Raw genomic sequence first — 21,479 nt, forward strand, 5'->3', positions numbered from 1 at the left:
AGGACGACAGCCCTCCGATTCGCTGACATTAGGTGGCGTGCATGCATCATGTTGCTCATAAAACATCATCCTTTCATTGTTCGATAGCATAAGTTTACCATAATATTTGAAAACGGTAACATCTCAGTCTAAAGACCGAGGCGAAACAAGCCTTCCGCTCGTCGACCTATACAAAATAACGTATTATGATAAGAGTGTACTTAATAAGGAGGGATGACAGATGAATCACCAAGTGAAGAAGGTGCTGTTCATCGTGGCCGGGATCGCTCTAGTGCTCGTGTTAATCGGTGCTTTACCGAATATGATTTTGTTCGGATTAGGAGCTCTCTTGACGCTTTGGGCTGGGGTCCGTTTTCAGGCTGTGACACACATCGGTGCTAAAGTTGGTTTCGGAATCCTTGCTGTCGTCGGGATTGGGACGATGCTCTCGAACATTTGGGCACTCGTCGGAGTGATTGTGGCATGGTTGTTATTTAAAGGGTATATGATGTATACGGGACAAAAACGAGATCCGGATGTCGAGATTTTAGATGCGGATGGAACTCGTGCTGGCCGTAGCAGCTTCCAACAGTTCGATCAAGTGTGGCAGAAATTTGTTAATCGTCGTTAAGATTTCATAAGGAGGATTCACCATGAAGACACCGTTTGATCAGTTTCGTGAATTAGCGAATGAGTTGACGAAAGAGATTTCAAAAGAAGTGAAGAAGTATCAAGATAAAGAGATGCCACGTTCAAGCGGAGAAGCGGAATTGAACCGTCATATCCGTGGAGCGGAGAAGGAAGCGTTGTCTGTTGAGCGACTTGTTGAACGTCAACGTACACTACTCTCAGAACTTGCTGAAAAACGTGACGATGCCAAGAAAATGGCGGATAAGCGATATGAACAGACAGAGCTGGCGAAACAAGCTGATGAAGAGAAGTTGGCAGAGCGTGCAGCGCTCGAGTCGAAACATTACGGAGAACAGTACCGTTATTTTGAAGGCTTGATTGATGAAGGAGAGCGTGAATTGGATGCACTTGAACGTCGTGCGCTCGAGATGAAACTCAAGCTCGATGAGATGCAGAACAAACGATATGAGTTCGCGATGCGTGAAAATCTAGATCTGTTAAAAGGGACACTCGACCAAATTTTTGGTCAGAACACGTCACAGTCTCATCCTTTCACTGAGGAAGAAAAGAAAGAAGAGCCTGCTGAAGAGAAACAAGACACGCAAGCAGACGAAGATGATTTTGAAGCAAAACTAAAAGAACTGGAGCGTCGCTTTAAACAGGAGTGAGGTGACGGTTCGGCGATGACCTAAATGAGGTCATCGCTTTCTTTGCTTCATACATATAAACAGAAAGGGGGAAGGGACATGGAGCGTTGGAACACACGTCAAATCATCGGATTCATGATTATTTTATTTTCAGTCGGACTGTTTATCGATATCGTGACGGGTGGGAATAGCGTCTTATTCAGCATGATTCTCCCGCTACTTCTCCTCTATATCGGACGACGGTTCAGTCGTCGGGGCAAGCAGTCAGCGAGCTATATCTTTTATGCGATTGGCGGCATCCTCTTGATCGGCTTGATTTTCTCATCTGCCGCATTCGGATTCGTGCTCTCGGGACTGTTATTGTTATTCGGGTACCGACTCTATAAAAATCGACCAGTCGAAGCGAAAATTCGGACACCCCTTCGCCAGGAGCAAGCTTTCTCGTTCGGTATGAAAGAATCAGGACACTATGTGTTACGTGATACGAACGAGTTCTTTTTACTACGGGATGTCGAGATGGACCTATCACAAGCCATTATTCCGGAAGGGGAGACGTTCTTACTCCTGAATGGTCTTGCAGGAGACATCCGAATTCTCATTCCAGCGGGTTATGACTATTCGATTGATGCGTCGATCGGTTTCGGTAAAGTTCAGGTAGATGACTCGAACTATTCGCCAGTGTTCAATCGCCGCTTCTATACAGCGTCCGATGATTATGTTCAAGCCACACGGAAAGTTCGGATTCATATCGTGCTCATGAGCGGAAGTGTCGAGGTGATGACGGTATGAAAAAAGATTCTTATCCACGAACGGTCGTTTGGCATCAGTTATTTAGTAGCCTCTTGACGGCTTTCTTAATCACAGTAGCGTTTCTCATAGGTGACTCGACTTCACTGAGCGATTTATTTTCGCGGGAAGAAGGGTTGCCTTTCGGTGTGTCCATCCTTGTCATTGCCGTGTTGATTGGGAGTATTTTCGGCGTAGGCTCTTACTTTTATTTGCGTCGAGACTTTCGAGAAGTCGCCAATGCCTTGTGGAAACTGGAAAATCAAAAAGACATCACATTCCGTCCGATGTCTCCTTATCGGGATACACTCGAACGAATCGTCCGCGTGTCAAAACAGCGGCAAGAGATGATCGAGATGGCGAAGCGTGTCGGAGAGCGCCCAATCAGTGTAGAAGAGGCGCGAAGTGAGGCCGTCGTCGAAGAAAGACGTCGCGTCGCACGAGAACTTCATGACTCGGTGAGTCAACAGCTCTACGCCATCTCGATGATGACAACGGCGGTCAAACAGACGATGCAGACGAAACCGGAATTAGCGAGTAAGCAAATGGAACAAGTCGAGCTCATGGCTCAAACGGCACAGGCGGAGATGCGCTCGTTACTCCTGCAGCTGCGACCGGTCGAACTAGAAGGCATGACACTCAAGACGGGAATCGAACGTTTGTTAGAAGAATTGTCGCGCAAACAGTCGACCGAGCTCGTCTGGCGATTAGAAGAAGTGAAGCTGTCCCGTCATACCGAAAATGAACTATTCCGCATCGTACAGGAGGCCATCAGTAACACGTTACGGCACGCCAAAGCGAAACGTTTGGAAATCGAGATGCGTAAAGTGCAACAGACGGTCATTTTAAAGATCAACGATGATGGAATCGGATTTAATGTGGACGATACACAAGTCGCCTCATATGGATTACAATCGATAAGAGAGCGCACGGCAGAAGTCGGTGGAACGTTGCGGTTGGTCAGTGTGCCGAATGTCGGGACACAAATCGAAGTACGTGTGAAACAACAAGTGGAGGGGTAATGATGATTCGAGTCGTATTAATTGATGATCACGAAATGGTCCGAGCGGGCGTGTCTGCTTTTTTATCGACACAACCGGACATCGAAGTCGTCGGCGAAGCGTCGGACGGAGCAACGGGAGCGGAGCTTGCCATTGCAGAAAAACCGGACGTCGTCCTCATGGATCTGGTTATGGAGCCTGTTGACGGGGTCGAATCGACGAAACGAATTAAAGCAAGTTGGAAAGAAGCGAAAATTTTAGTCGTGACGAGTTTCTTAGATGATGAGAAAGTATATCCGGTGATCGAGGCCGGTGCGATGAGCTATGTCCTCAAGACGGCGAACGCGAACGAAATCGCGGATGCGATTCGTCAAACCGCTGCCGGAAATCCCGTCATGGCCGCCCAAGTGACGGGAAAGATGCTCGAACGTCTGCGCCATCCGGAAATGACACTCCATGAGAGTCTAACTGCCCGTGAACGAGAAATCTTGCAACTGATGGCGGAAGGTAAATCGAATCAAGTGATCGCAGATGAATTGTTCATTTCACTGAAAACGGTGAAGACACACGTCTCAAATATTTTGACGAAGCTTGACGTCTACGATCGGACACAAGCGGTCGTCTATGCATTCCAACATAATTTGGTCAGTAAAGGATGACCGCCTACATAGCTACATGCGCCAGCGGGGGCAGGCCCATGACGTCTATGTCTATGACTGTGACAAATCACTGACTCATCAGCCGGTTTGAGCACATCGCCTTACAGACGATGTGCTTTTCCTTAAAGTGAAGTGATAAAAAGGAGTTGGAGTCCCAGAGCACATGCCGGGAATCCAACTCCTTTTCTTATTTGATAGACCAGGCTATCTTACGAACAGATCAGCCCTTTTTTTGTGCTTGTATTTGTTCGTCGATTTCAGATAGGTACGCCCAGCGTTCCATCTTCGTATCGAGTGCTTCTTTCAGTTCTGCAATCATTGCATACAATTCATTGACTTGACCGAGGTCGCTACCCGCTGTCGCGAGTGTCGTTTCCTGTACTTCAATCTGTTCCTCAAGCGCAGCGATGTCTTCCTCGATTGTGTCCCATTCCTTCTGTTCTTTGAATGTGAATTTCACGACTTCTGATTTCGGACGATCTTTCTTCTCTTTCGGTTCTTTCTCTTTCTTTACTTGACGAACCTCTTCTTGGCGTGTGGCCAGATAATCGCTATATTCTGCGTGATACACTTGGATGGCTCCATCTTCAAATGCAATTAACTGGGCGGCGACACGGTCTAAGAAATAACGGTCGTGGCTGACGGCGATGACAGTGCCTGGGAACGATTCTAAATAGTCTTCTAACACGGACAACGTTTCCGTATCCAAATCGTTCGTCGGCTCATCAAGGAACAAGACGTTCGGTTCGTCCATCAAAATTCGTAACAGGACGAGACGGCGTTTCTCGCCACCGGATAACTTCGCAATCGGTTTATATTGTGCGTCCGGTGTGAAAAGGAAACGCTCGAGCATTTGACCGGCCGTGATGGTCTCGCCATCCGGGGTATAAATCACTTTCGCAATTCGCTCGATTTCATCGATGACACGTCTTGACTCATCTTCAAACTCAACTTGTTGACCGTAGTAACCTAGATGAACCGTTTCTCCATGCACGATTATACCGCTTGTCGGTTCCAAACGTTTCGCGAGCAGGTTCATGAGCGTTGACTTCCCACTCCCATTCGGTCCGACAATCCCGTACCGTTCACGGCGACCAAAAATCCAATTGAACTGTTGAATCAATAACGATTCGTCGTATCCGAAAGACATGTCTTCGACTTCAATGACTTTTTTACCGAGGCGACGTGAACCAACCGAAACATCGAGCGCTTCTTCTTCCGCTAAGCTCTCTTGATGTTTCAAGTCTTCAACGCGTTGAATGCGGGCTTTTTGTTTCGTCGTTCGTGCTTTTGCACCTCGACGTAACCAAGCGAGCTCACGGCGTAAAATATTTTGTCGTTTTTGTTCCATCGACTGGGCGCGTGCTTTTCGCTCAGCACGCTTCTCAAGAAACAGTTCATAGTTTCCGTTATAGAAGTAACTCGTTCCGTCCGCAATCTCTAAAATATGGTTTGTGACACGATTCAAGAAGTAACGATCGTGGGTGATGAGAAGGATTGCGCCTCGATAGTCGGTAAGCATCGTCTCGAGCCACGCAATCGTATCGGCATCGAGTTCATTCGTCGGTTCGTCTAAAAGTAATAAATCGGCCTCATCCAGTAATGCTGCGGCGAGAGCGACTCGTTTTTGTTGCCCGCCGGAGAGCGCATTTACATCGACCGATAAGTCAGGTAGGCCAAGGCGGTTCAAAATTGATTTTAGTTTTGCTTCCGTTTCCCAAGCATCTGCAGCATCGACGGCTTGTTGAGCTTTCATGAAACGTTCGAGTAACTGCTCGCTCGTTGGATCCACTTCGAGTGCTTGACGGGCACGTTCGAATTGTTTCAGCGCTCTCACAGACGGGGTATCGCTTGTGAACAGGGCGTCGAGAATCGTTTGACCTTCGCCGAATTGGACAGTTTGAGTCAAATAGCGAATTCGATAATCGTTCGGATGTTGCATTGTTCCCCGATCAGCTGTCTCAGTACCGGCGATGATTTTCATAAACGTCGACTTTCCAGAGCCGTTCACACCGATGATACCAATACGATCTCCAGGGTGGATGGTCATCGTCACATCATCAAATAGTACTTTATCGACAAACTCTTTATGGATGCCTTCAATCATTAATAAACTCATGCGTTCTCTCCTTCAATCTGTTGACGAATGGCTGCTTCAATCGTCGCTGCGATTTCTTTGTTTGGCAGATCGGCTGGGTCGATTGCTGGTAGGAACGTAACGTCGACTGTTGCCGGAGTAATTCGGTTCTTTGCTTCTAGCAGTTTGTAGCTGCCTTGAATCGCGACAGGAACAACCTTGGCACCGCTTGATGTTGCGAGCGTCAAACTCCCGGCTTTGAACTCTTTCATCGAACCGCCTTTTGAACGTGTTCCTTCCGGGAAGACAATCATCGATTGACCAGACTGAATCGTCTCGACACCGGAACGTATCGCCTTAATCGATTGACGACGATCACTTCGGTCGATGAAGATGCAGCCCATCAATTCCATCCAACGCGGAATAATCGGGAATTTTTGTACTTCAATTTTTGAAATGAATGCTTTCGGTCGTTTCGTGGCCGTCAACATGATCGGCACGTCGAAGTTTCCTTGGTGATTTGATACATATACGACGGGCTCATCTGGAATCAGTTCCTGTCCATGGACCCGAATATCGGCACCCGCAACTTTTAGCAAGAACTGAGCCCACTTATAGGCGATGTCTTGTACATAACGATAACGTTGTGGAGGTTCGATTTTCTTTGCTCTCTGTAAAAATGGAAGGGTGATTGGTAACACTGCAAAAAATGAGAAAAACCATACTACTGTTCGAATCATTCTATTTTCTCCTCTCATGATGACAACAAGAAAGAGTCTTCTTCTCTTGACGAGAATCCGACCCTTAGGTATGAATCCTTATTCCCAAAAGCGAGAATCGCTCTCTTCTTCCTCTTCCTCGAGTTCGAATGTAATGCGTTTATTCACAGGATCGACGACGAAATAAGCGCCGTCTTGCTCAATGCTTTTGATTTGCATGGCTTGGTCGTTGCCGATTTCAAGAGTGAGACGGATTCGATTGTCATCATCGACAAGTAAGATCCCGTCTTCCTTTAACCAAAGTTCCATGACGGGTGAATAACGAAGTAGCCATTCATTCGATAACGGAATTTCATTCATACGTTTTTGTGCCTCCTGCGATTATAAATCCATTGTACGTTGTCTGTTCCTCCATAGGATACCAAATGTGGCGAGTGAAGACGAGCGTTATGTAGAGCGTTTTCGTGTCGTTGAATGCATTCTGGCCACGACGCGTTTGATTCGCTTTTGATTTCGTCTTTCCGCGAAGAACTCATTTGCCTGCATGAAGAGTTGTTTAAAGGAAGAGAGGGCCATCGCAATTAAGATAGCGAACAGAAATGTTCCGATCGGATCTTTGTACAATTCAGTCTGGAATAAGAAGGCAAGTCCTACAACAGACAAAATCGAAGTGAGAAAATAAAAAATCATAGCGGAATCTCCTTTTCTTAAATGATATGAAAGAAAAAGGCAAGGTCTTCTAATTCGTATTCGACCTTTTGAAAGAAACTCCTGTCTATATCATGTAAAGAAAAAACGCCTTCAGGTGGCTGAATGGCGTTCACTCTTGCGTCATGTAAGTTGTGGATGACGATACATTCGTATCGACACCGTTTGAAAAAATAAAACTGAGTGATGCTAATAATGCGAAAAAAGCGACAAGCAGACCTTTCGTAAATCGTTTTGCAAATGAACGAGACTGTATATCAAACATTTATTATCCCCCGATCGATACTAAATGAAACCATTTTCAAACTGGACACTTCCTATATAATAACGTTTTCAAAATAAGGATACTAGAAGAAAAAGGTTCGTTCACAAAAATGTCACAAAATTTTAATAAATTAGGATCATGCTGCTAATTTCAACGTAATTTTATCTTTCAATTCCTTATTCACATTTTAGACACAAATAGGCTGAATGCTGTAAGAGAACATGATATGATTAGGAACGTGTGTAGATAGGTATACTGACAGTAATAGCTTAGAAAAGGATGTGGGTGTAATGGCATTGCGCGCAGGAGAAGTAGTAGACTTGGTCGCGGAACGTTCTGCTGATTTTGGAGTATTCATTAGTAACGGACGCGAAGAGGTACTCCTTCATCGGAAAGAACAGACGGAAGAAGTGACGGTTGGTCAAACGGTTCGTGTCTTTTTATATCATGACTCGGAAGGGCGTCTCGCATCGACGATGACCATTCCGACGGTCTCATTTGATGAGTACGAATGGTTTGAGGTGACGGGCGTTCGATATAACACGGGTGTCTTCGTCAATATTGGAATTCAAAAAGATGTTCTCGTTTCGATGGATGACTTACCGGAGAACCGTTCCTATTGGCCACAAGCAGGGGATCAATTATGTGTTCGTTTGAAGTATGACCAAAAAGGACGTTTACTTGGGGACCCTGCACCTTACGCGTATTTAAACTTGTTGGCGAGACCTTCTAAAGAAGAATGGAGCAACCAAGACGTTCAAGCGGTCGTCGTCAATAAACGTGAAGTCGGCGTTAACGTATGGGTTGAAGGCGAATCACTCGGTTTCTTGCATGAAGCAGAGATGACACGTTGGCCACGACTCGGTGAACAGTTAACGGTCCGCGTGACACAGGTCAAACAAGACGGAACGGTCCTCGTTTCAATGAAGCCGCGTGCCTATGAGGCAATTGACGGTGATGCAGCGAGTGTCCTTTCTTATATCGAGGAACGTGGTGGACAAATGCCATATGGCGATAAAACCTCACCAGACGTGATCGACCGCGAGTTCGGCATGAGTAAAGCCGCATTTAAACGGGCGCTCGGAAAATTGTTAAAAGAGAAGCGAGTTGAAAAACTCGACAACGGCTATAAATTGAAATAAGATAACTGATGTTCGGGTGACGTAAAAGTTTTAAAATGTATTTCTTTCATTTTAGGAAGAAATACGTTATAGTTAATAAAGTTGACTATGAGGAAACATTGAGAAAACGTCTGTAGATCTGTCGAACTGAACTCAGACGTTTTTTTGTATGAACAAAGGAGAATATAATTTGACAAAATTTCAAGACTTACAATTAAGTGAAGCATTAGTAAAAGGTGTACACAAAATGGGCTTCGAAGAAGCAACACCGATCCAAGCTGAGACAATTCCTGTCGCACTCACAGGAGTGGACGTATTAGGACAAGCACAAACAGGTACAGGGAAAACAGCAGCTTTCGGGATTCCGACTATTGAGCGAATCGATTCAAAGGCACGTCAAGTCCAAGCACTCGTTCTTGCACCGACACGTGAACTTGCGATTCAAGTTGCAGAAGAATTAAACAAAATCGGAGAAGCGAAGCGCGTTTACGCTCTTCCTGTGTATGGTGGTCAGCAAATCGACCGTCAAATCCGTGGTTTGAAAAAGAATCCACAAATCGTCGTTGCAACACCAGGACGTCTCATGGACCACATGAAACGTAAAACAATCAAACTTGATAACATTCAAACAGTTATCTTGGATGAAGCAGACGAAATGCTTAACATGGGCTTCGTTGAAGACATCGAAACGATTTTGGCAGGTCTTCCTGAAGAGCGCCAAACGCTTCTCTTCTCAGCAACGATGCCACCGCAAATCAAGAAGATTGCTGAGCGTTTCATGAAGTCGCCGACAATCATCAAAGTAAAAGCAAAAGAGATGACAGTTGAGAACATCAACCAACAGTTCCTCGAATTGCGCGAAGGTCAAAAATTCGATACGCTTTGCCGTTTGATCGACATCGACTCGCCAGAACTTAGCATCATCTTCGCTCGTACGAAGAAACGTGTTGATGAAGTGACAGAAGCACTCATTAAACGCGGATATACAGCAGACGGTCTTCACGGAGACTTGACGCAATCAAAACGTGACCAAGTCATTCGTCGTTTCAAAAATGGAACAATCGATATCTTGGTAGCGACAGATGTCGCAGCACGTGGACTCGACATCTCAGGCGTAACGCACGTTTACAACTTCGATGTGCCACAAGATCCAGAGAGCTACGTACACCGTATCGGTCGTACTGGTCGTGCTGGTAAAACAGGTACAGCCCTCACGTTCATCACACCACGTGAATTTGGACAAGTGAAGGCGATTGAACGCGTAACGAACAAGAAGATGAACCGTCGTCACGTACCGACGATCGCGGAAGTACTTGAAGGAAATCAAAAGCAAGCAGCTGAAGAGTTGATCGAACGCGTGCAAGCGGGTGATTTCAAAGCTTACACGCAACTTGCAACAGAACTCCTTGAAGAGTACGAAGCAGTTGAGCTTCTCGCTGCTGCCCTTCGTGGACTGACAAAAGAGCCAGATTCAACACCAGTTGAAATCTCGTACGCTGAACCAGTTCGTGTGAAGCGCCAAGGTGGCCGTGGTGGCGATCGTGGTGGATACCGTGGTCGTAACGACCGTCGTGGTGGCGGTGGCGGTGGCCGTGGTGGCGACCGTCGTGGCGGACGTAGCGGAGACCGTAAAGGATCATACCGTGGTGGTGACGATCGTCGTCGCTCGGATGACCGTGGTCCACGCCGTCCACGTGACTAATCATCATGAAATGCCGCATTTCCTTAAGTGGATTTGCGGCTTTTTTTATAGGGTCATGCTACACTAGTTGAGTAGAGATGGAAGGATGAGGTGTCAACGGATGGTGGAATTAAGTTTCGGTCTCCTTGTGCTGCTTGGTTGTATATTTGCACTAAAACCAATCGTGTCAAAGACGGACCGTCCTAATTTTCGTTATATCCCCGTGGCGACATTGTTATTTGGAGCGATGATTTTTCTAGTGTTAGCCATTGGAGTAGGCGGAAAGATGGGCATTGCATATGGCGTGATGAGTATCGTCTATTTTATTGCTTGTTTCGGTGCCTATATGTATGTACACACGCGAACGAGCTGAATGTAGCTCGTTTTCGCATTTAACGAAGAGGTGATGAGTTGTGGATGCGGTAGAAGTGATGGTCCACCCTGAAGAAGTAATGGTAACTTATGAACCAATTCTTGGGGCGGCGACGTTTCAAGTGGAAGGATATATGGTACATGGTCGCTTTCGTGGCGAATCGTTAACACCGTTTTTTTATGATGATGACGTTCCGCTCGAATATCAGTTGGACATCTCTCAACGAATGGAGCAATTAGCAGCGGAACAACTTCGTGACGCCAAGCAGTTTGTCACGTTCAGATGCCGATCTGAATGGATACTCGAAGAAGGGGGAGAAACATTCTTAGCTCCGCTTCGTGCATTGAACTTTCCATTACATCGCATTTATGTGACGCTTCAAGGAACAGATTTAGTTGATGTTCCCCGTCTGTCGCGCGTCATTCAATATTATCGGTCTTATGGATTGAAGATTGCTTTAGATTTTGCAGAATCGACCAGTATTGAGGATATTATGACCCTTGCACCTGAATTGTTACTTGTCGATCTAGGGACGATGGTTGAGAAAAAGACATTATCGGTCACGTATCCGAACATGCTTCAGACGATGGAATATATCGCTTCGAAGCTCGGTGCGCCACTCCTGTATAAGTCGATCAATCATGTCGGACAACTTCGTTACGCTTGGCAACATGGTGGCCGCTATTATATGGGTGGTCTGCTTGGGTTGGAGGATGAGCGACCTCAACTAGAAATTAAAGGAATGGGTGTGTTGGCACAAGAAGTGCCTTCATTCTTTTTACATGACCAGAAACGATTGAACCGATTATACGAACTTGAATTTGAATTGCACCGTCAGATTGGCGAACTGGTTCAATCCGGTAAATGGTCTCGAGATAAGAAAGATGAATGGATTCAATACATCGCGCCAAAGCTCGAAGAAGTGTTTGTTCGTTATTATTTGACGGATAAGACAGGCTTTCAGACGAGTGCGAACGTCTACTATGTAAATGAAGAATGGCGCGTTGACAATACGTTTCGGGGGTATAACTGGAGTTTCCGACCGTATTTTATTCAGACGATGGCTGCGATGGATGTTCGAGGACGTGGTTATTTATCTGATGACTATCGTGATTTTAGTTCGAATGAAGTGACGCGCACATTCAGTTATCCACTACCAGATGGCATGTTCTTATTCGCTGACTTGTCAGAAGACTACTTATACCAGAATCGATTATTAGACTGAAAGGAAGAACAACAGATGTTAGATTATGATTATGATGCATTACGCGAAATCGGTCGAATCGTTGCACTTGCGCGAGACGAGATGGCAAAAGCAGTCGAACCGGGTATGACGACAAAAGAATTAGATGCAATTGGGCAACGGATTTTAGAAGAAGAAGGTGCAGCTTCTGCGCCGATTACGATGTATGAGTTCCCAGGGTACACGTGTATCTCACTCAATGACGTCGCCGCCCATGGGATTCCTGGGGAAGAGGTCATTCAAGAAGGCGATATCGTTAACGTTGACGTTTCGGCTGTGAAGGATGGCTATTATGCCGATACAGGTCGTACGGTCATTGCCGGGACTGCGAAATCACCTCAGCACGAACGTTTGGTAGAGGTATCATTGACATCGCTAGAAGCTGGACTTGGTAAAGTGAAGGCGGGCGTGAAAGTCAATCAAATCGGTAAGGCGATTTATGCGGATGCGAGAAAGAACGGGTTCACCGTTATCCGTAACTTGGCTGGACACGGTCTTGGTCGGACGTTACATGGGGAGCCGGAGACCATTTCGAACTACTACAGTCGTGAGGAGAATCAACTCTTAAAAGCTGGGCAAGTCATTGCGGTAGAGACGTTCATCTCCACGAAAGACGAAGTTGTTTATCAGTCGGAAGAGGACGGCTGGACGCTCTTTACGCCGAACAAGAGTCTTGTTTCGCAGTTCGAGCATACGGTCGTTGTCACAGAAGATGGGTATGAAGTGTTAACGGGATCGTTCCGTTAAGTAAAAGGTGTGGTTCATGCGAACCACACCTTTTTTTATCAAAATTAGGCGAGAATACTCCCACTTCTAAGCGAAGCGTAGGGGGGAGTTCAAGCTTGTAATGAAATTGTTTCTTCTCGCATCTGTTCAATCACAGCCCAGTTCGGTTGTACCGAATCTGGGAGAATCAACTTTCCATTTTCCACTTCAAGTGGTGTATCGAGCAAATCTTGTTCAAAATAGGCACTCGTTCCCGACATATCTGCGGGGAAGCTCGCGCCGCTTAGCGAAGCGAACAAGAGTGTATGATATCTTCCAATACCGGATTCATACATTCCGCCGACCCAGTATGGCGCACCATATTGTCGGATGTGGAGCGCCTCACTTAGACCGCCGACACGTGCGGGTTTAATGTTGACGATTTTTCCCGCACCGAGCTGTGTCATCGTTTCCACGTCATCATAAGACGTGATGGACTCGTCGAGACAAATGGGGGTCGTGAGTTTTGCTTGGAGAGCCGCTGATTTCGCGAACTGTCGGCTCGGGTATGGCTGCTCGATCATCAATAACCGATGGGCATCGAGTTGTTCGAACCATTCCATCGGTTGATCGGACGCGCTTCCGTTCAAGTCAATCATGAGTGGTGCGTCGGGGAAGACCGCACGAATCTCGCGCAGAGCAGGAAGTAGTTCATTAGGAGATGCTTTTAATTTGATTCGTTCGAATCCGTCAGCCAATGCCGTCTCAATGGATTTCATCGTTTGGTTCAGTAAGCCAATCCCGATTGTTCGTCCGCAAGAAACAGAATCTCCTGCGTTCATGTATGACTTGAGTGATTTGTTCGCGCGTGCCGCTTCAATCTCCCAGAGTGCACTTTCCCACATCGCCTTTGCCATTCGCTGACCGATGATGGACGAGACCAAGTTCGGAAACACGTCCGTCGTGACCGTCTCCCTTTTCAGTAAATCGAGAATGAGTTTAGACGTATCCACCATGGATTGGGTTGTTTCTTCCGTGTACCAAGGTGTCTCAAAAGCGACACCTTCACCGTATCCAACGATACCGTCTACGGTCTCTAGGCGGAGGATAAGCGTTCGTCTAACGGATAAGACGGCGTGTGCCGTCACGATTGGGTGTTTAAACGTCAAGGGAACAATGGAAAGGTCAGCACGTTTAATCATGGCAGTAACTCCTTTAAGCGATGGCGCATTAGTTTTCCGTTCGCGTTTCGTGGTAGTTCCTGTGCGTGATAAATCGCAATCGGGTGTTTATATCTAGCTAACTGGGAATCGAGAACTGCCTTCATCTCTGCGGGGTCATAGGAGCCGACGACGAAGGCGAGCGGGACCTCTCCCCAGGTCAGATGCGATTGTTTTGTGACTCCGACATCTTGAACGCCGGCACATCGTAACATCACGGCCTCGATTTCGGCCGGATATACATTTTCACCACCTGAAAGAATGAGGTCGCTTCGGCGATCGTGTACATATAAATAGCCATCCTTCATCGTGCCGAGGTCGCCCGTTTTCCAGTAACCGTCTGATGTCCAGACGTCTGATTCAGGTTGTTCGAAGTATCCGCTCGTCACCGTCGGACCTTTTACCTCAATCTCGCCGTCCACATTGATTCGAATACTAGTTGGGGCGATTGCCTGACCGCTCGAACCGATATGCGAGAGTGCTTCGCTCGGAAGCAACGTGGCGACTTGAGAGCACGTCTCCGTCATCCCATATGTCTGGGCGATTGGTAGTTGCCGTCGTTCTGCTTCTTCTAGTAATGAGCGAGGGACTGGTCCACCTCCGACGAGTAATGTGCGAAGCTGGTGTTTCTCTAAGCCGGTATCGAGCAGTCGCTGCAGCATAATCGAGACGAGCGACAGTTGGGTGATTCCTTCTGTCTCGATGATATGAAGTGTTCGATCGACATCAAAACGTGGCTCGACATAGAGCGTCGAACCGATGATAGCACTCCGATACACTTGAGACAGTCCGCTCATGTGAAAGAGTGGGGTCACCGCGAGCATATGGTCTGTTGCTCGATAGTCCAGATGTGCTTCAGCGGCCCGCGCACTAGCGAGATGATTCCCGTACGTCTGCTTTACCGCTTTAGCCCGCCCCGTCGTACCGGAAGTGAACATAAGAGACATGGTTTCATCTCCTTTCCACTCATGTGTCACGGTGAAACATGAAGTGGCCCGATGTGTGATCAGAAGTTGGGTGACGGACAAATCGATTTCTTCGTCTACGAGAAGGAGGTCCACTTTCGCTGTTTGTAACTGAATACGTACTTCCTCTTCGGTTAGCCGTGTATTCAACGGGACCAATACTTTACCGAGCAGATGCACCGCGTGGATGGCGATGACATAGTCTTTGCTGTTTTTAGCGAATATGCCAATCCGTTCGGCAGTAGATGTCTCTTCATGGATGAATTGGGCAAGTTGAAGGCTCTCGGTACGTAACGATTCCCACGTCAGTCGATCTTCAGACGTCACGAGTGCGAGGTGTGACGCCGGGTGTTTACGAATCCATTCATACATATCAGTCACCTCCAAAAAAAGAGTAGCGACATCGCTACTCTCTCAAAAAATTAAGGGAAACGTGGGAATTGACCGAAGTCAGGATCACGTTTTTCTTTGAACGCGTCGCGTCCTTCTTTTGCTTCATCTGTTGTGTAGTAGAGAAGCGTTGCGTCTCCAGCGAGTTGCTGAAGTCCAGCAAGACCGTCTGTATCTGCGTTCATCGCTGCTTTCAAGAAGCGAAGTGCAGTCGGTGAGTGTTGTAAGATTTCTTGGCACCATTTGACTGTTTCTGCTTCGAGTTGCTCGAGTGGGACGACCGTGTTGACGAGGCCCATCTCGAGTGCTTCTTGTGCATCATATTGACGGCAAAGATACCAGATTTCACGAGCTTTCTTATGACCGATGATGCGAGCTAAGTAACCAGAACCATATCCTGCATCGAACGAACCGACTTTAGGACCTGTTTGTCCGAAGCGAGCGTTGTCCGCTGCAATCGTCAAGTCACAGACGACGTGAAGGACATGTCCTCCGCCAATTGCGAAACCTGCGACCATGGCGATGACCGGTTTTGGAATGACGCGAATCAAGCGTTGAAGGTCGAGGACGTTCAAGCGTGGGATTTCATCTTCTCCGACGTATCCGCCGTGTCCACGAACTTTTTGGTCTCCACCTGAACAGAATGCCTTTTCGCCTTCACCTGTCAAGATGATGACGCCGACTTCTTTATCGTCACGAGCGCGTGCGAATGCATCAATCAATTCATTGACCGTCAACGGACGGAACGCGTTGCGCACCTCTGGACGGTTGATCGTAATTTTGGCAATTCCGTTCCACGTTTCATATTTAATGTCTTCATACGTACGGACCGATGTCCAGTTCGCTACTGATTCCATTTTAAATACCCCCTAAAATCAATTTCTTTATTATTGTACCAAACTCTGATGCATTCTCGATATGAGGAGCATGCCCTGCATTTGAAATTTCGTAGATTTTAAAATCGGGTCGTTCTTCCTGGATGTTTCGTGCAATCGCTTTAAACTTGAGATCTTCTGCTCCGACAATCAAGTCAGTGCGTGGTAGATGGTGTAGCTTTCCCCATAACGAGGGCATATGACCCGTTCCGATGGCCCGCAAACTGTCTGCAAGAGCAACGGGATGTTGTGCGAGTCGGTCCTGTCTGAGCGAACGCTTCATCTCTTCTGTTTGTCTCCAAAGCGGAAGGTTCTCCCATCGCTTGACGAAAGCAACGAGTCCTTCGGTTTCGATAAAGTGAGCCAATTCTGCGTCTTGGCGTCGACGTGAGGTCCGCTCTTTAGAGGATAAAAGACCAGGAGTCGTACTGATCCCGATGACATGTTCGACGCGCTTGTCACATGCGGCGAGCGTCAATGCGATTCTCCCACCGAGTGAATAGCCAACGACTGTCCAAGGGCGGTCGTCCGTATCCAGTAAGTGGGACAAATCCTTAATTTGTTGACTCATCGTCGAACGATTGACGGAAGGGTATTCAGTTGCACCATGTTGAAGGAGCGATGGTGACACGAGGCGAATCGGTAACGCAGGGAGCGAATCGACCCAATGGGCGTTTCCGGTGAATCCATGTAAAAATAATACCGGTCTTCCCTCACCGCGATGAATCACTTCATAACGGACGCCACGCAAGTCGATGTTCATGACTCATTCTCCGTAGTGAGACGATCGCAGACCGATTGAGTCCACCTCCGATGAATCATCACATTCTCCTCGCGATTCGATGGGAATTCAATCAGGTGGATGCCGTCTTCGATTGCCTCTTGAATTTGATCAGGTCGTTCAATCAGACGATAGGACAAGCCATATGTCTCAGCGAAGCCACGGATGTTTAAATCGAGCGGTGTCCCGAACAAATCTTCGAATAATTGCGTGTCGACTGAAGCTTGCGGGAGGAAGGAGAAGATCCCTCCACCGTTATTGTTTGCAATCACAATGGAAAATTTTCCGGGATGATGTTTTAACAGTTGCAAGGCATTGCTATCATGATAGAACGCTAAATCACCAATCAATAGAGCGCCGTGAGACGTATCATAGCTGTTTCCGAGTGCACTGGATAACACACCATCAATCCCGTTTGCGCCTCGGTTGGCGAGAACGTGTTTGTTCGTGCCGGCAGAAAGTGTTGTATCCACATCTCGAATCGGCATGCTGTTACTGACGAATAGACGCTCTATCGATGTATCGAGCAATCGTTTCGTCAATGCCGCTTCACCTTGAAGTGACGATTTTGCAGACTCGGCAATCTCTTCAAAAAAGCGTAAACGCTCAAGATACCGAGGTTCGTTTGCGGATGCGATGAGCGGTAGAAAATCGAGTGCGTCGCCGTAACAGATGGTGGCACGGCTACTTGGGTCGCGATAAGACCCTGGCTCATCGATGACGAGTTGGTCCGCCATGCCCATCCATTGATTGAATCGCTTTGAAACAGGTGCAGCCCCGAAACGGACGAACACCTCAGGCAGCCAATCGGCTCGATGCTCACTTGCGAGCCACGTGTCATAGTTGGTCAAGACGTCGTCGAAACGCCGCATGCCGCTGAGAGGATCGGCGAAGATCGGGATTTGTCGTTCGGAAGCAAATTCAACAATGGGTTTCTGCCAAGATGTTGGTGTGTAAGGTCCGACGACGAAGGCAAGCTGTTTGTGACTCGTCCGTTCTGAGAAAATGTCTTTGTCTGCCTGTGTCGGCCGAATACGCTGTCGTTCTGGCAAGACAGGATCAGCCTTCAATATCTGTTTCAATGACTCGAGATCTGGAAGAAGAGGTTCCCGGAACGGTACATTCAAATGAACGGGTCCCATCGGTGCTTGCATCGCTAGAGTCGTGAAGCGGGTAATCGTTTGTTGCATGAACGATAACGTTGTTTCTTCAGGAACGGGCAAATCAACGCTCGTCTTCACTTGTTCCCCGTAGAGCCGGACTTGATTGATTGCTTGTGGTGCCCCGACATTCCGCAATTCATGTGGTCGGTCGGTCGTCAGTACGACGAGTGGCAACTGTGATATGAACGCTTCCGTCACAGCCGAGTAGTAGTTTGTCGCAGCAGTCCCACTCGTGCAGATCAGTGCGACGGGACGAATGGTTGCTGTGGAACGTGTCAATCCGAGCGCAAAAAATCCGGCAGAACGCTCGTCGACGATAATATGATGACGGATATGTGGATGTAGATAAGCCGCCATCGCGAGTGGAGTCGAACGAGAGCCAGGACTGATGACGACATCCGTCACGCCGGATTCTACAAGTCGATTCACCATGGATGCTACCCAATCGGTCAACATCTTATTCATGTAGGGTGCCTCCTTAATCGTGCGAATCAAACTGCAGAGCTTGTTTGATTGGACTCATTTTCATTTCAGTTTCTTCGAGCTCTTGCTCGAGCACAGAGTCTTTGACGATGCCGCATCCTGCATAGAGTGCGACGAATTGATGCTGAACGAGTGCTGAACGAATCGCGACGACAAATTCGCCATCACCTTCGTTGTCAATCCAACCAAATGGAGAACCATACCATCCGCGGTCGAACCGTTCAATTTCACGAAGCAATCGGACCGATGTCCGCTTCGGTGAGCCACCAAGTGCTGGCGTTGGGTGTAATGATTCCGCTAACGACAGCAATGAGGCGTTAGTTTCAAGTGTCACCTGGATTGGAGTATGCAAGTGGAACACCGAGCGATTCGCCAAAATTTGTGGAGTTTCGTTCGTTTGAATTGGTGCGGTGTACGGTGTCAGTGCTTGTTTTATATCTTTTACGACAATTTGATGTTCTTCGCGATTTTTTGGATCGTTCAGCAACTGTTCCTTCGCGAGGTCGCTTTCAATTTCTGTGTCAGGACGCTTGATTGTGCCAGCGATGGCCGCAGTATGCAGTTGCATACCTTCTTTTTGTATTAGTCGTTCGGGTGTCGCGCCAAAGAAACCGATGTCACGTTTTGGTTGGTATAAGTAGATATAACTTGATTCTTGATGGTCTGCCAAATGCTTCAAGCTTTTACTGAATGGGAACGCATCGTCGGAACGCTGATAGATTTCTTCGCGCGCGATCACGATTTTTTCGACCAGTTCTTCTTCAATCAACTGTTTCGCCTGTTGAAAACTCGACTTGAAGTGATCGATGCCATCCTTCACTTTCGAATAGGACGGTGTCGCTTCCTTTGTCGGATGAAGTGAACTGAACTGGGCCAACTGATCCGCCAACTGAATCAAGTACTGTTCAACCGACTGCTTTGAAGAAACGAGGGTGGCGACTGTCAACGTATATCGGTTTTTATAACGACGGTATAAAAATTTTGGAACGACGAGAGATGCCTCCCCAAAGGCATCCCACATACTTTTTTGTGGACGCATGAATGTGTCAAATGAAAATCCGGCGAATGCATAGATTTTGGCATCAACGTCTCGTCGGTGTAAACTCCAATCGTACTGCAAGCGTTGAAACCGTTCTGGTCCAGAAGCACTTAAGACAAGCGCATCTCCGCAACCGAGCATCTCAAGCGTGCGGTCCGGTGTCATGAAATAGTAGTGGGACGTATCGGTGTTCTGAATGATTTCAAAAGCATCGAACGCTGTAATTTCCCAGGTGTATGAAGCGAGGACTGGACGTTGCCAAGCTCGCGCCCGTTTATGGGCTTGTTCAATTCGTTGTTTTATATGTGTTTGAGTATCTGGCATAAAAGAAAAGCCTCCTCAATCCGATAGAATTCTCACTTTTTAGTGTATCATGAGTTTGCAATCGACCTGCCTATGAAATGCTCGGAAAATTATTCGGAAAATGAGATTGTAGGCTGGCGTTGACAGATTTTTTCCTCGAGACGTAAACTAACGAAGGGAGGGAAGTAAATGAAACAGAAATCAAAAGGGGCATATTGGCGAATGATTCGCCCGCACACCCTGACAGCAAGCTTTATTCCGGTCTTGCTCGGGACGTTCATCGTCCTCAATCAAACCGAGCTGAAGTGGGGACTTTTTCTTGCGATGTTAGTGGCGTCTGTCCTCATTCAAATCGCAACGAACTTATTTAACGAGTATTATGATTATAAACGTGGGCTCGACCATGAAGGATCGATCGGGATTGGTGGCTCAATCGTTCGTGATGGATTTACGCCGAAACAGGTATTGACGATTGCCCTTAGCATGTATGCTGTCTCAGCGTTACTCGGGTTATATATTGCCGCATCCACGAGCTGGCATTTGCTATGGATTGGTGCGTTGTCCATGCTCGTCGGCTACTTGTATACCGGGGGCCCATTGCCGATCGCCTATACACCGTTCGGGGAGCTCGTCGCAGGTCTATTCATGGGCTATGTCATTATTGGAATCGCCGGTTTCATCCAAATCAATACGGTGACGACGGAGTTATTACTCGTATCGTTTCCGATGGCATTATTAATCGGTGCGATCTTACTTGCGAATAATATTCGTGACTTAGATAACGATAAAGAGAATGGTCGAAAAACGATTGCTTGTTTAGTCGGTCATCGACGTGCGGTGTATGTACTTGCGATGTTCTTTATCGCCGCATTAGTCGGCATCATCGTCGCCGTAGTGTATTATGGAGTCACACCGTGGGTCTTACTTTCACTATTTACAGTGCCGGTCATGGTTCAGGCGATTAAACAGTTTTGGCCAAAAGCAGAACCAGCTGCATTGATGCCTGCTATGGCGATGACAGCGAAAGTGAATACGTTATTCGGGGCGTGGATGGTCGTTGGACTGATTGTGTCGAGGTTTGTGATGTGAGAAAAGGGGAGGCGTTAACGTGTCAGTCGTAAAGGAAATGCTTGAATTTAACAAACGTTTCGTAGAGGAGAAGCAGTACGAACCGTTCGTGTCCGATAAGTTTCCGGATAAGAAAATTGTGATTTTAACGTGTATGGATACACGTTTGACGGAGCTGTTACCTCAAGCGTTAGGACTTAAGAACGGAGACGCTAAAATTATTAAAAACGCCGGTGCTGTCCTGTCACATCCATTCGGTTCGGCCATGCGTTCGATTTTGGTGGCCCTCTACGCACTAGGAGCGGAAGAAGTCGTTGTGGTCGGACACTATGATTGTGGAATGGCAGCGATTGAACCGTCTATCGTGATTGAAGAAATGGAACGTCGGGGAATCGACCCTCAAACTTTGAAAATGCTAAAATCGTCAGGAATGGATTTAGAACAATGGTTACATGGCTTTGATTCAGTAGAGGAAAATGTCGTTCATTCCATCAATTTAATCAACAATCATCCCTTGTTACCACCAGGCACGAATGTCCATGGATTTGTGATCGACCCGGCAACGGGACGTCTTGATCCAATAGAAGCATAAGAAAGG

The 21,479-nt window shown here is 47.2% G+C and carries 23 protein-coding genes; 12 read left to right on the forward strand and 11 right to left on the reverse strand.

Annotated elements, in window-relative coordinates; genetic code table 11:
• Positions 1-220: 220 nt before the first annotated feature.
• The 5 genes from KNO96_RS11700 (at position 221) to KNO96_RS11720 (ending at position 3,702) form a co-directional block, all read left to right on the forward strand.
• Positions 221-610, forward strand: coding sequence for a lmo0954 family membrane protein (locus KNO96_RS11700; protein ID WP_214703932.1), 390 nt, complete (start codon positions 221-223; stop codon positions 608-610).
• Between the two features lie 22 nt (positions 611-632).
• Positions 633-1,277 carry a PspA/IM30 family protein gene (locus KNO96_RS11705; RefSeq protein WP_214703933.1) on the forward strand — a complete coding sequence of 215 codons (645 nt, stop codon included), beginning with the start codon at positions 633-635 and terminating at the stop codon, positions 1,275-1,277.
• A 78-nt stretch (positions 1,278-1,355) separates the two neighbouring features.
• Positions 1,356-2,045 carry a cell wall-active antibiotics response protein LiaF gene (gene liaF / locus KNO96_RS11710; protein WP_214701126.1) on the forward strand — a complete coding sequence of 230 codons (690 nt, stop codon included), beginning with the start codon at positions 1,356-1,358 and terminating at the stop codon, positions 2,043-2,045.
• Positions 2,042-3,064 carry a sensor histidine kinase gene (locus KNO96_RS11715; RefSeq protein ID WP_026826762.1) on the forward strand — a complete coding sequence of 341 codons (1,023 nt, stop codon included), beginning with the start codon at positions 2,042-2,044 and terminating at the stop codon, positions 3,062-3,064. The genes liaF and KNO96_RS11715 overlap by 4 nt, the downstream gene beginning before the upstream one ends.
• 2 nt (positions 3,065-3,066) lie before the next feature.
• Positions 3,067-3,702, forward strand: a complete 636-nt coding sequence (locus KNO96_RS11720) for a response regulator (protein WP_015880838.1) — start codon at positions 3,067-3,069, stop codon at positions 3,700-3,702.
• Between the two features lie 220 nt (positions 3,703-3,922).
• On the opposite strand, the gene KNO96_RS11725 is transcribed toward KNO96_RS11720, so the two are convergent.
• The 5 genes from KNO96_RS11725 to KNO96_RS11745 all read right to left on the reverse strand — a co-directional run bounded on the left by KNO96_RS11725 (position 3,923) and on the right by KNO96_RS11745 (position 7,471).
• Positions 3,923-5,821 carry an ABC-F family ATP-binding cassette domain-containing protein gene (locus tag KNO96_RS11725; RefSeq protein ID WP_214703934.1) on the reverse strand — a complete coding sequence of 633 codons (1,899 nt, stop codon included), beginning with the start codon at positions 5,819-5,821 and terminating at the stop codon, positions 3,923-3,925.
• Positions 5,818-6,519: a lysophospholipid acyltransferase family protein gene (locus KNO96_RS11730; RefSeq protein ID WP_214701130.1), complete on the reverse strand. Its 702-nt coding sequence runs from the start codon at positions 6,517-6,519 to the stop codon at positions 5,818-5,820. Before KNO96_RS11730 ends, KNO96_RS11725 begins: the two co-directional genes overlap by 4 nt.
• A 78-nt stretch (positions 6,520-6,597) precedes the next feature.
• Positions 6,598-6,858, reverse strand: a complete 261-nt coding sequence (locus tag KNO96_RS11735; protein WP_026826759.1) for a hypothetical protein — start codon at positions 6,856-6,858, stop codon at positions 6,598-6,600.
• A gap of 87 nt (positions 6,859-6,945) precedes the next feature.
• A complete protein-coding gene (locus tag KNO96_RS11740) occupies positions 6,946-7,188 on the reverse strand; it encodes a hypothetical protein (RefSeq protein WP_214703935.1) in 243 nt (80 codons plus the stop codon).
• Positions 7,189-7,318: 130 nt separating this feature from the next.
• The gene (locus tag KNO96_RS11745) at positions 7,319-7,471 is read right to left on the reverse strand and encodes a hypothetical protein (RefSeq protein ID WP_167330583.1); all 153 of its coding nucleotides are present in this window, start codon (positions 7,469-7,471) and stop codon (positions 7,319-7,321) included.
• Positions 7,472-7,761: 290 nt separating this feature from the next.
• Here KNO96_RS11745 and KNO96_RS11750 point away from each other — a divergent pair, with 290 nt between their 5' ends.
• The 5 genes from KNO96_RS11750 to map all read left to right on the forward strand — a co-directional run bounded on the left by KNO96_RS11750 (position 7,762) and on the right by map (position 12,636).
• Entirely contained in the window at positions 7,762-8,613 is an 852-nt protein-coding gene (locus tag KNO96_RS11750) for a CvfB family protein (RefSeq protein WP_026826757.1), read from the forward strand.
• A gap of 169 nt (positions 8,614-8,782) precedes the next feature.
• Positions 8,783-10,294, forward strand: coding sequence for a degradosome RNA helicase CshA (gene cshA, locus KNO96_RS11755; protein WP_251125183.1), 1,512 nt, complete (start codon positions 8,783-8,785; stop codon positions 10,292-10,294).
• Between the two features lie 100 nt (positions 10,295-10,394).
• Positions 10,395-10,646, forward strand: a complete 252-nt coding sequence (locus tag KNO96_RS11760) for a hypothetical protein (protein ID WP_026826755.1) — start codon at positions 10,395-10,397, stop codon at positions 10,644-10,646.
• A 40-nt stretch (positions 10,647-10,686) separates the two neighbouring features.
• Positions 10,687-11,871, forward strand: a complete 1,185-nt coding sequence (locus KNO96_RS11765) for an EAL-associated domain-containing protein (protein WP_026826754.1) — start codon at positions 10,687-10,689, stop codon at positions 11,869-11,871.
• Positions 11,872-11,886: 15 nt separating this feature from the next.
• Positions 11,887-12,636 (forward strand): type I methionyl aminopeptidase, encoded by a 750-nt coding sequence (map, locus tag KNO96_RS11770; protein WP_214703936.1) that lies wholly within the window; start codon positions 11,887-11,889, stop codon positions 12,634-12,636.
• Between the two features lie 89 nt (positions 12,637-12,725).
• On the opposite strand, the gene menC is transcribed toward map, so the two are convergent.
• The 6 genes from menC to KNO96_RS11800 are packed head-to-tail and all read right to left on the reverse strand — an operon-like array spanning position 12,726 to position 19,834.
• Entirely contained in the window at positions 12,726-13,796 is a 1,071-nt protein-coding gene (gene menC, locus KNO96_RS11775; protein WP_214701137.1) for an o-succinylbenzoate synthase, read from the reverse strand.
• Positions 13,793-15,151, reverse strand: coding sequence for an o-succinylbenzoate--CoA ligase (gene menE, locus KNO96_RS11780; RefSeq protein WP_214703938.1), 1,359 nt, complete (start codon positions 15,149-15,151; stop codon positions 13,793-13,795). Before menE ends, menC begins: the two co-directional genes overlap by 4 nt.
• Before the next feature lie 50 nt (positions 15,152-15,201).
• Entirely contained in the window at positions 15,202-16,026 is an 825-nt protein-coding gene (menB, locus tag KNO96_RS11785; protein ID WP_026826750.1) for a 1,4-dihydroxy-2-naphthoyl-CoA synthase, read from the reverse strand.
• Position 16,027: 1 nt separating this feature from the next.
• Positions 16,028-16,807: an alpha/beta fold hydrolase gene (locus KNO96_RS11790; protein WP_214703940.1), complete on the reverse strand. Its 780-nt coding sequence runs from the start codon at positions 16,805-16,807 to the stop codon at positions 16,028-16,030.
• Positions 16,804-18,453: a 2-succinyl-5-enolpyruvyl-6-hydroxy-3-cyclohexene-1-carboxylic-acid synthase gene (gene menD, locus KNO96_RS11795; protein ID WP_214703943.1), complete on the reverse strand. Its 1,650-nt coding sequence runs from the start codon at positions 18,451-18,453 to the stop codon at positions 16,804-16,806. Before menD ends, KNO96_RS11790 begins: the two co-directional genes overlap by 4 nt.
• A 13-nt stretch (positions 18,454-18,466) precedes the next feature.
• Positions 18,467-19,834 (reverse strand): isochorismate synthase, encoded by a 1,368-nt coding sequence (locus KNO96_RS11800; RefSeq protein ID WP_214703945.1) that lies wholly within the window; start codon positions 19,832-19,834, stop codon positions 18,467-18,469.
• A 168-nt stretch (positions 19,835-20,002) separates the two neighbouring features.
• Between KNO96_RS11800 and KNO96_RS11805 the strand changes: the two genes are divergently transcribed.
• Positions 20,003-20,902 carry a 1,4-dihydroxy-2-naphthoate polyprenyltransferase gene (locus tag KNO96_RS11805; protein WP_214701148.1) on the forward strand — a complete coding sequence of 300 codons (900 nt, stop codon included), beginning with the start codon at positions 20,003-20,005 and terminating at the stop codon, positions 20,900-20,902.
• A gap of 37 nt (positions 20,903-20,939) precedes the next feature.
• Positions 20,940-21,473, forward strand: a complete 534-nt coding sequence (locus tag KNO96_RS11810) for a beta-class carbonic anhydrase (protein ID WP_034771569.1) — start codon at positions 20,940-20,942, stop codon at positions 21,471-21,473.
• Positions 21,474-21,479 lie beyond the last annotated feature (6 nt).

This window comes from Exiguobacterium sp. s89, assembly GCF_018617735.1.
GTDB classification, from domain to species: domain Bacteria; phylum Bacillota; class Bacilli; order Exiguobacteriales; family Exiguobacteriaceae; genus Exiguobacterium; species Exiguobacterium marinum.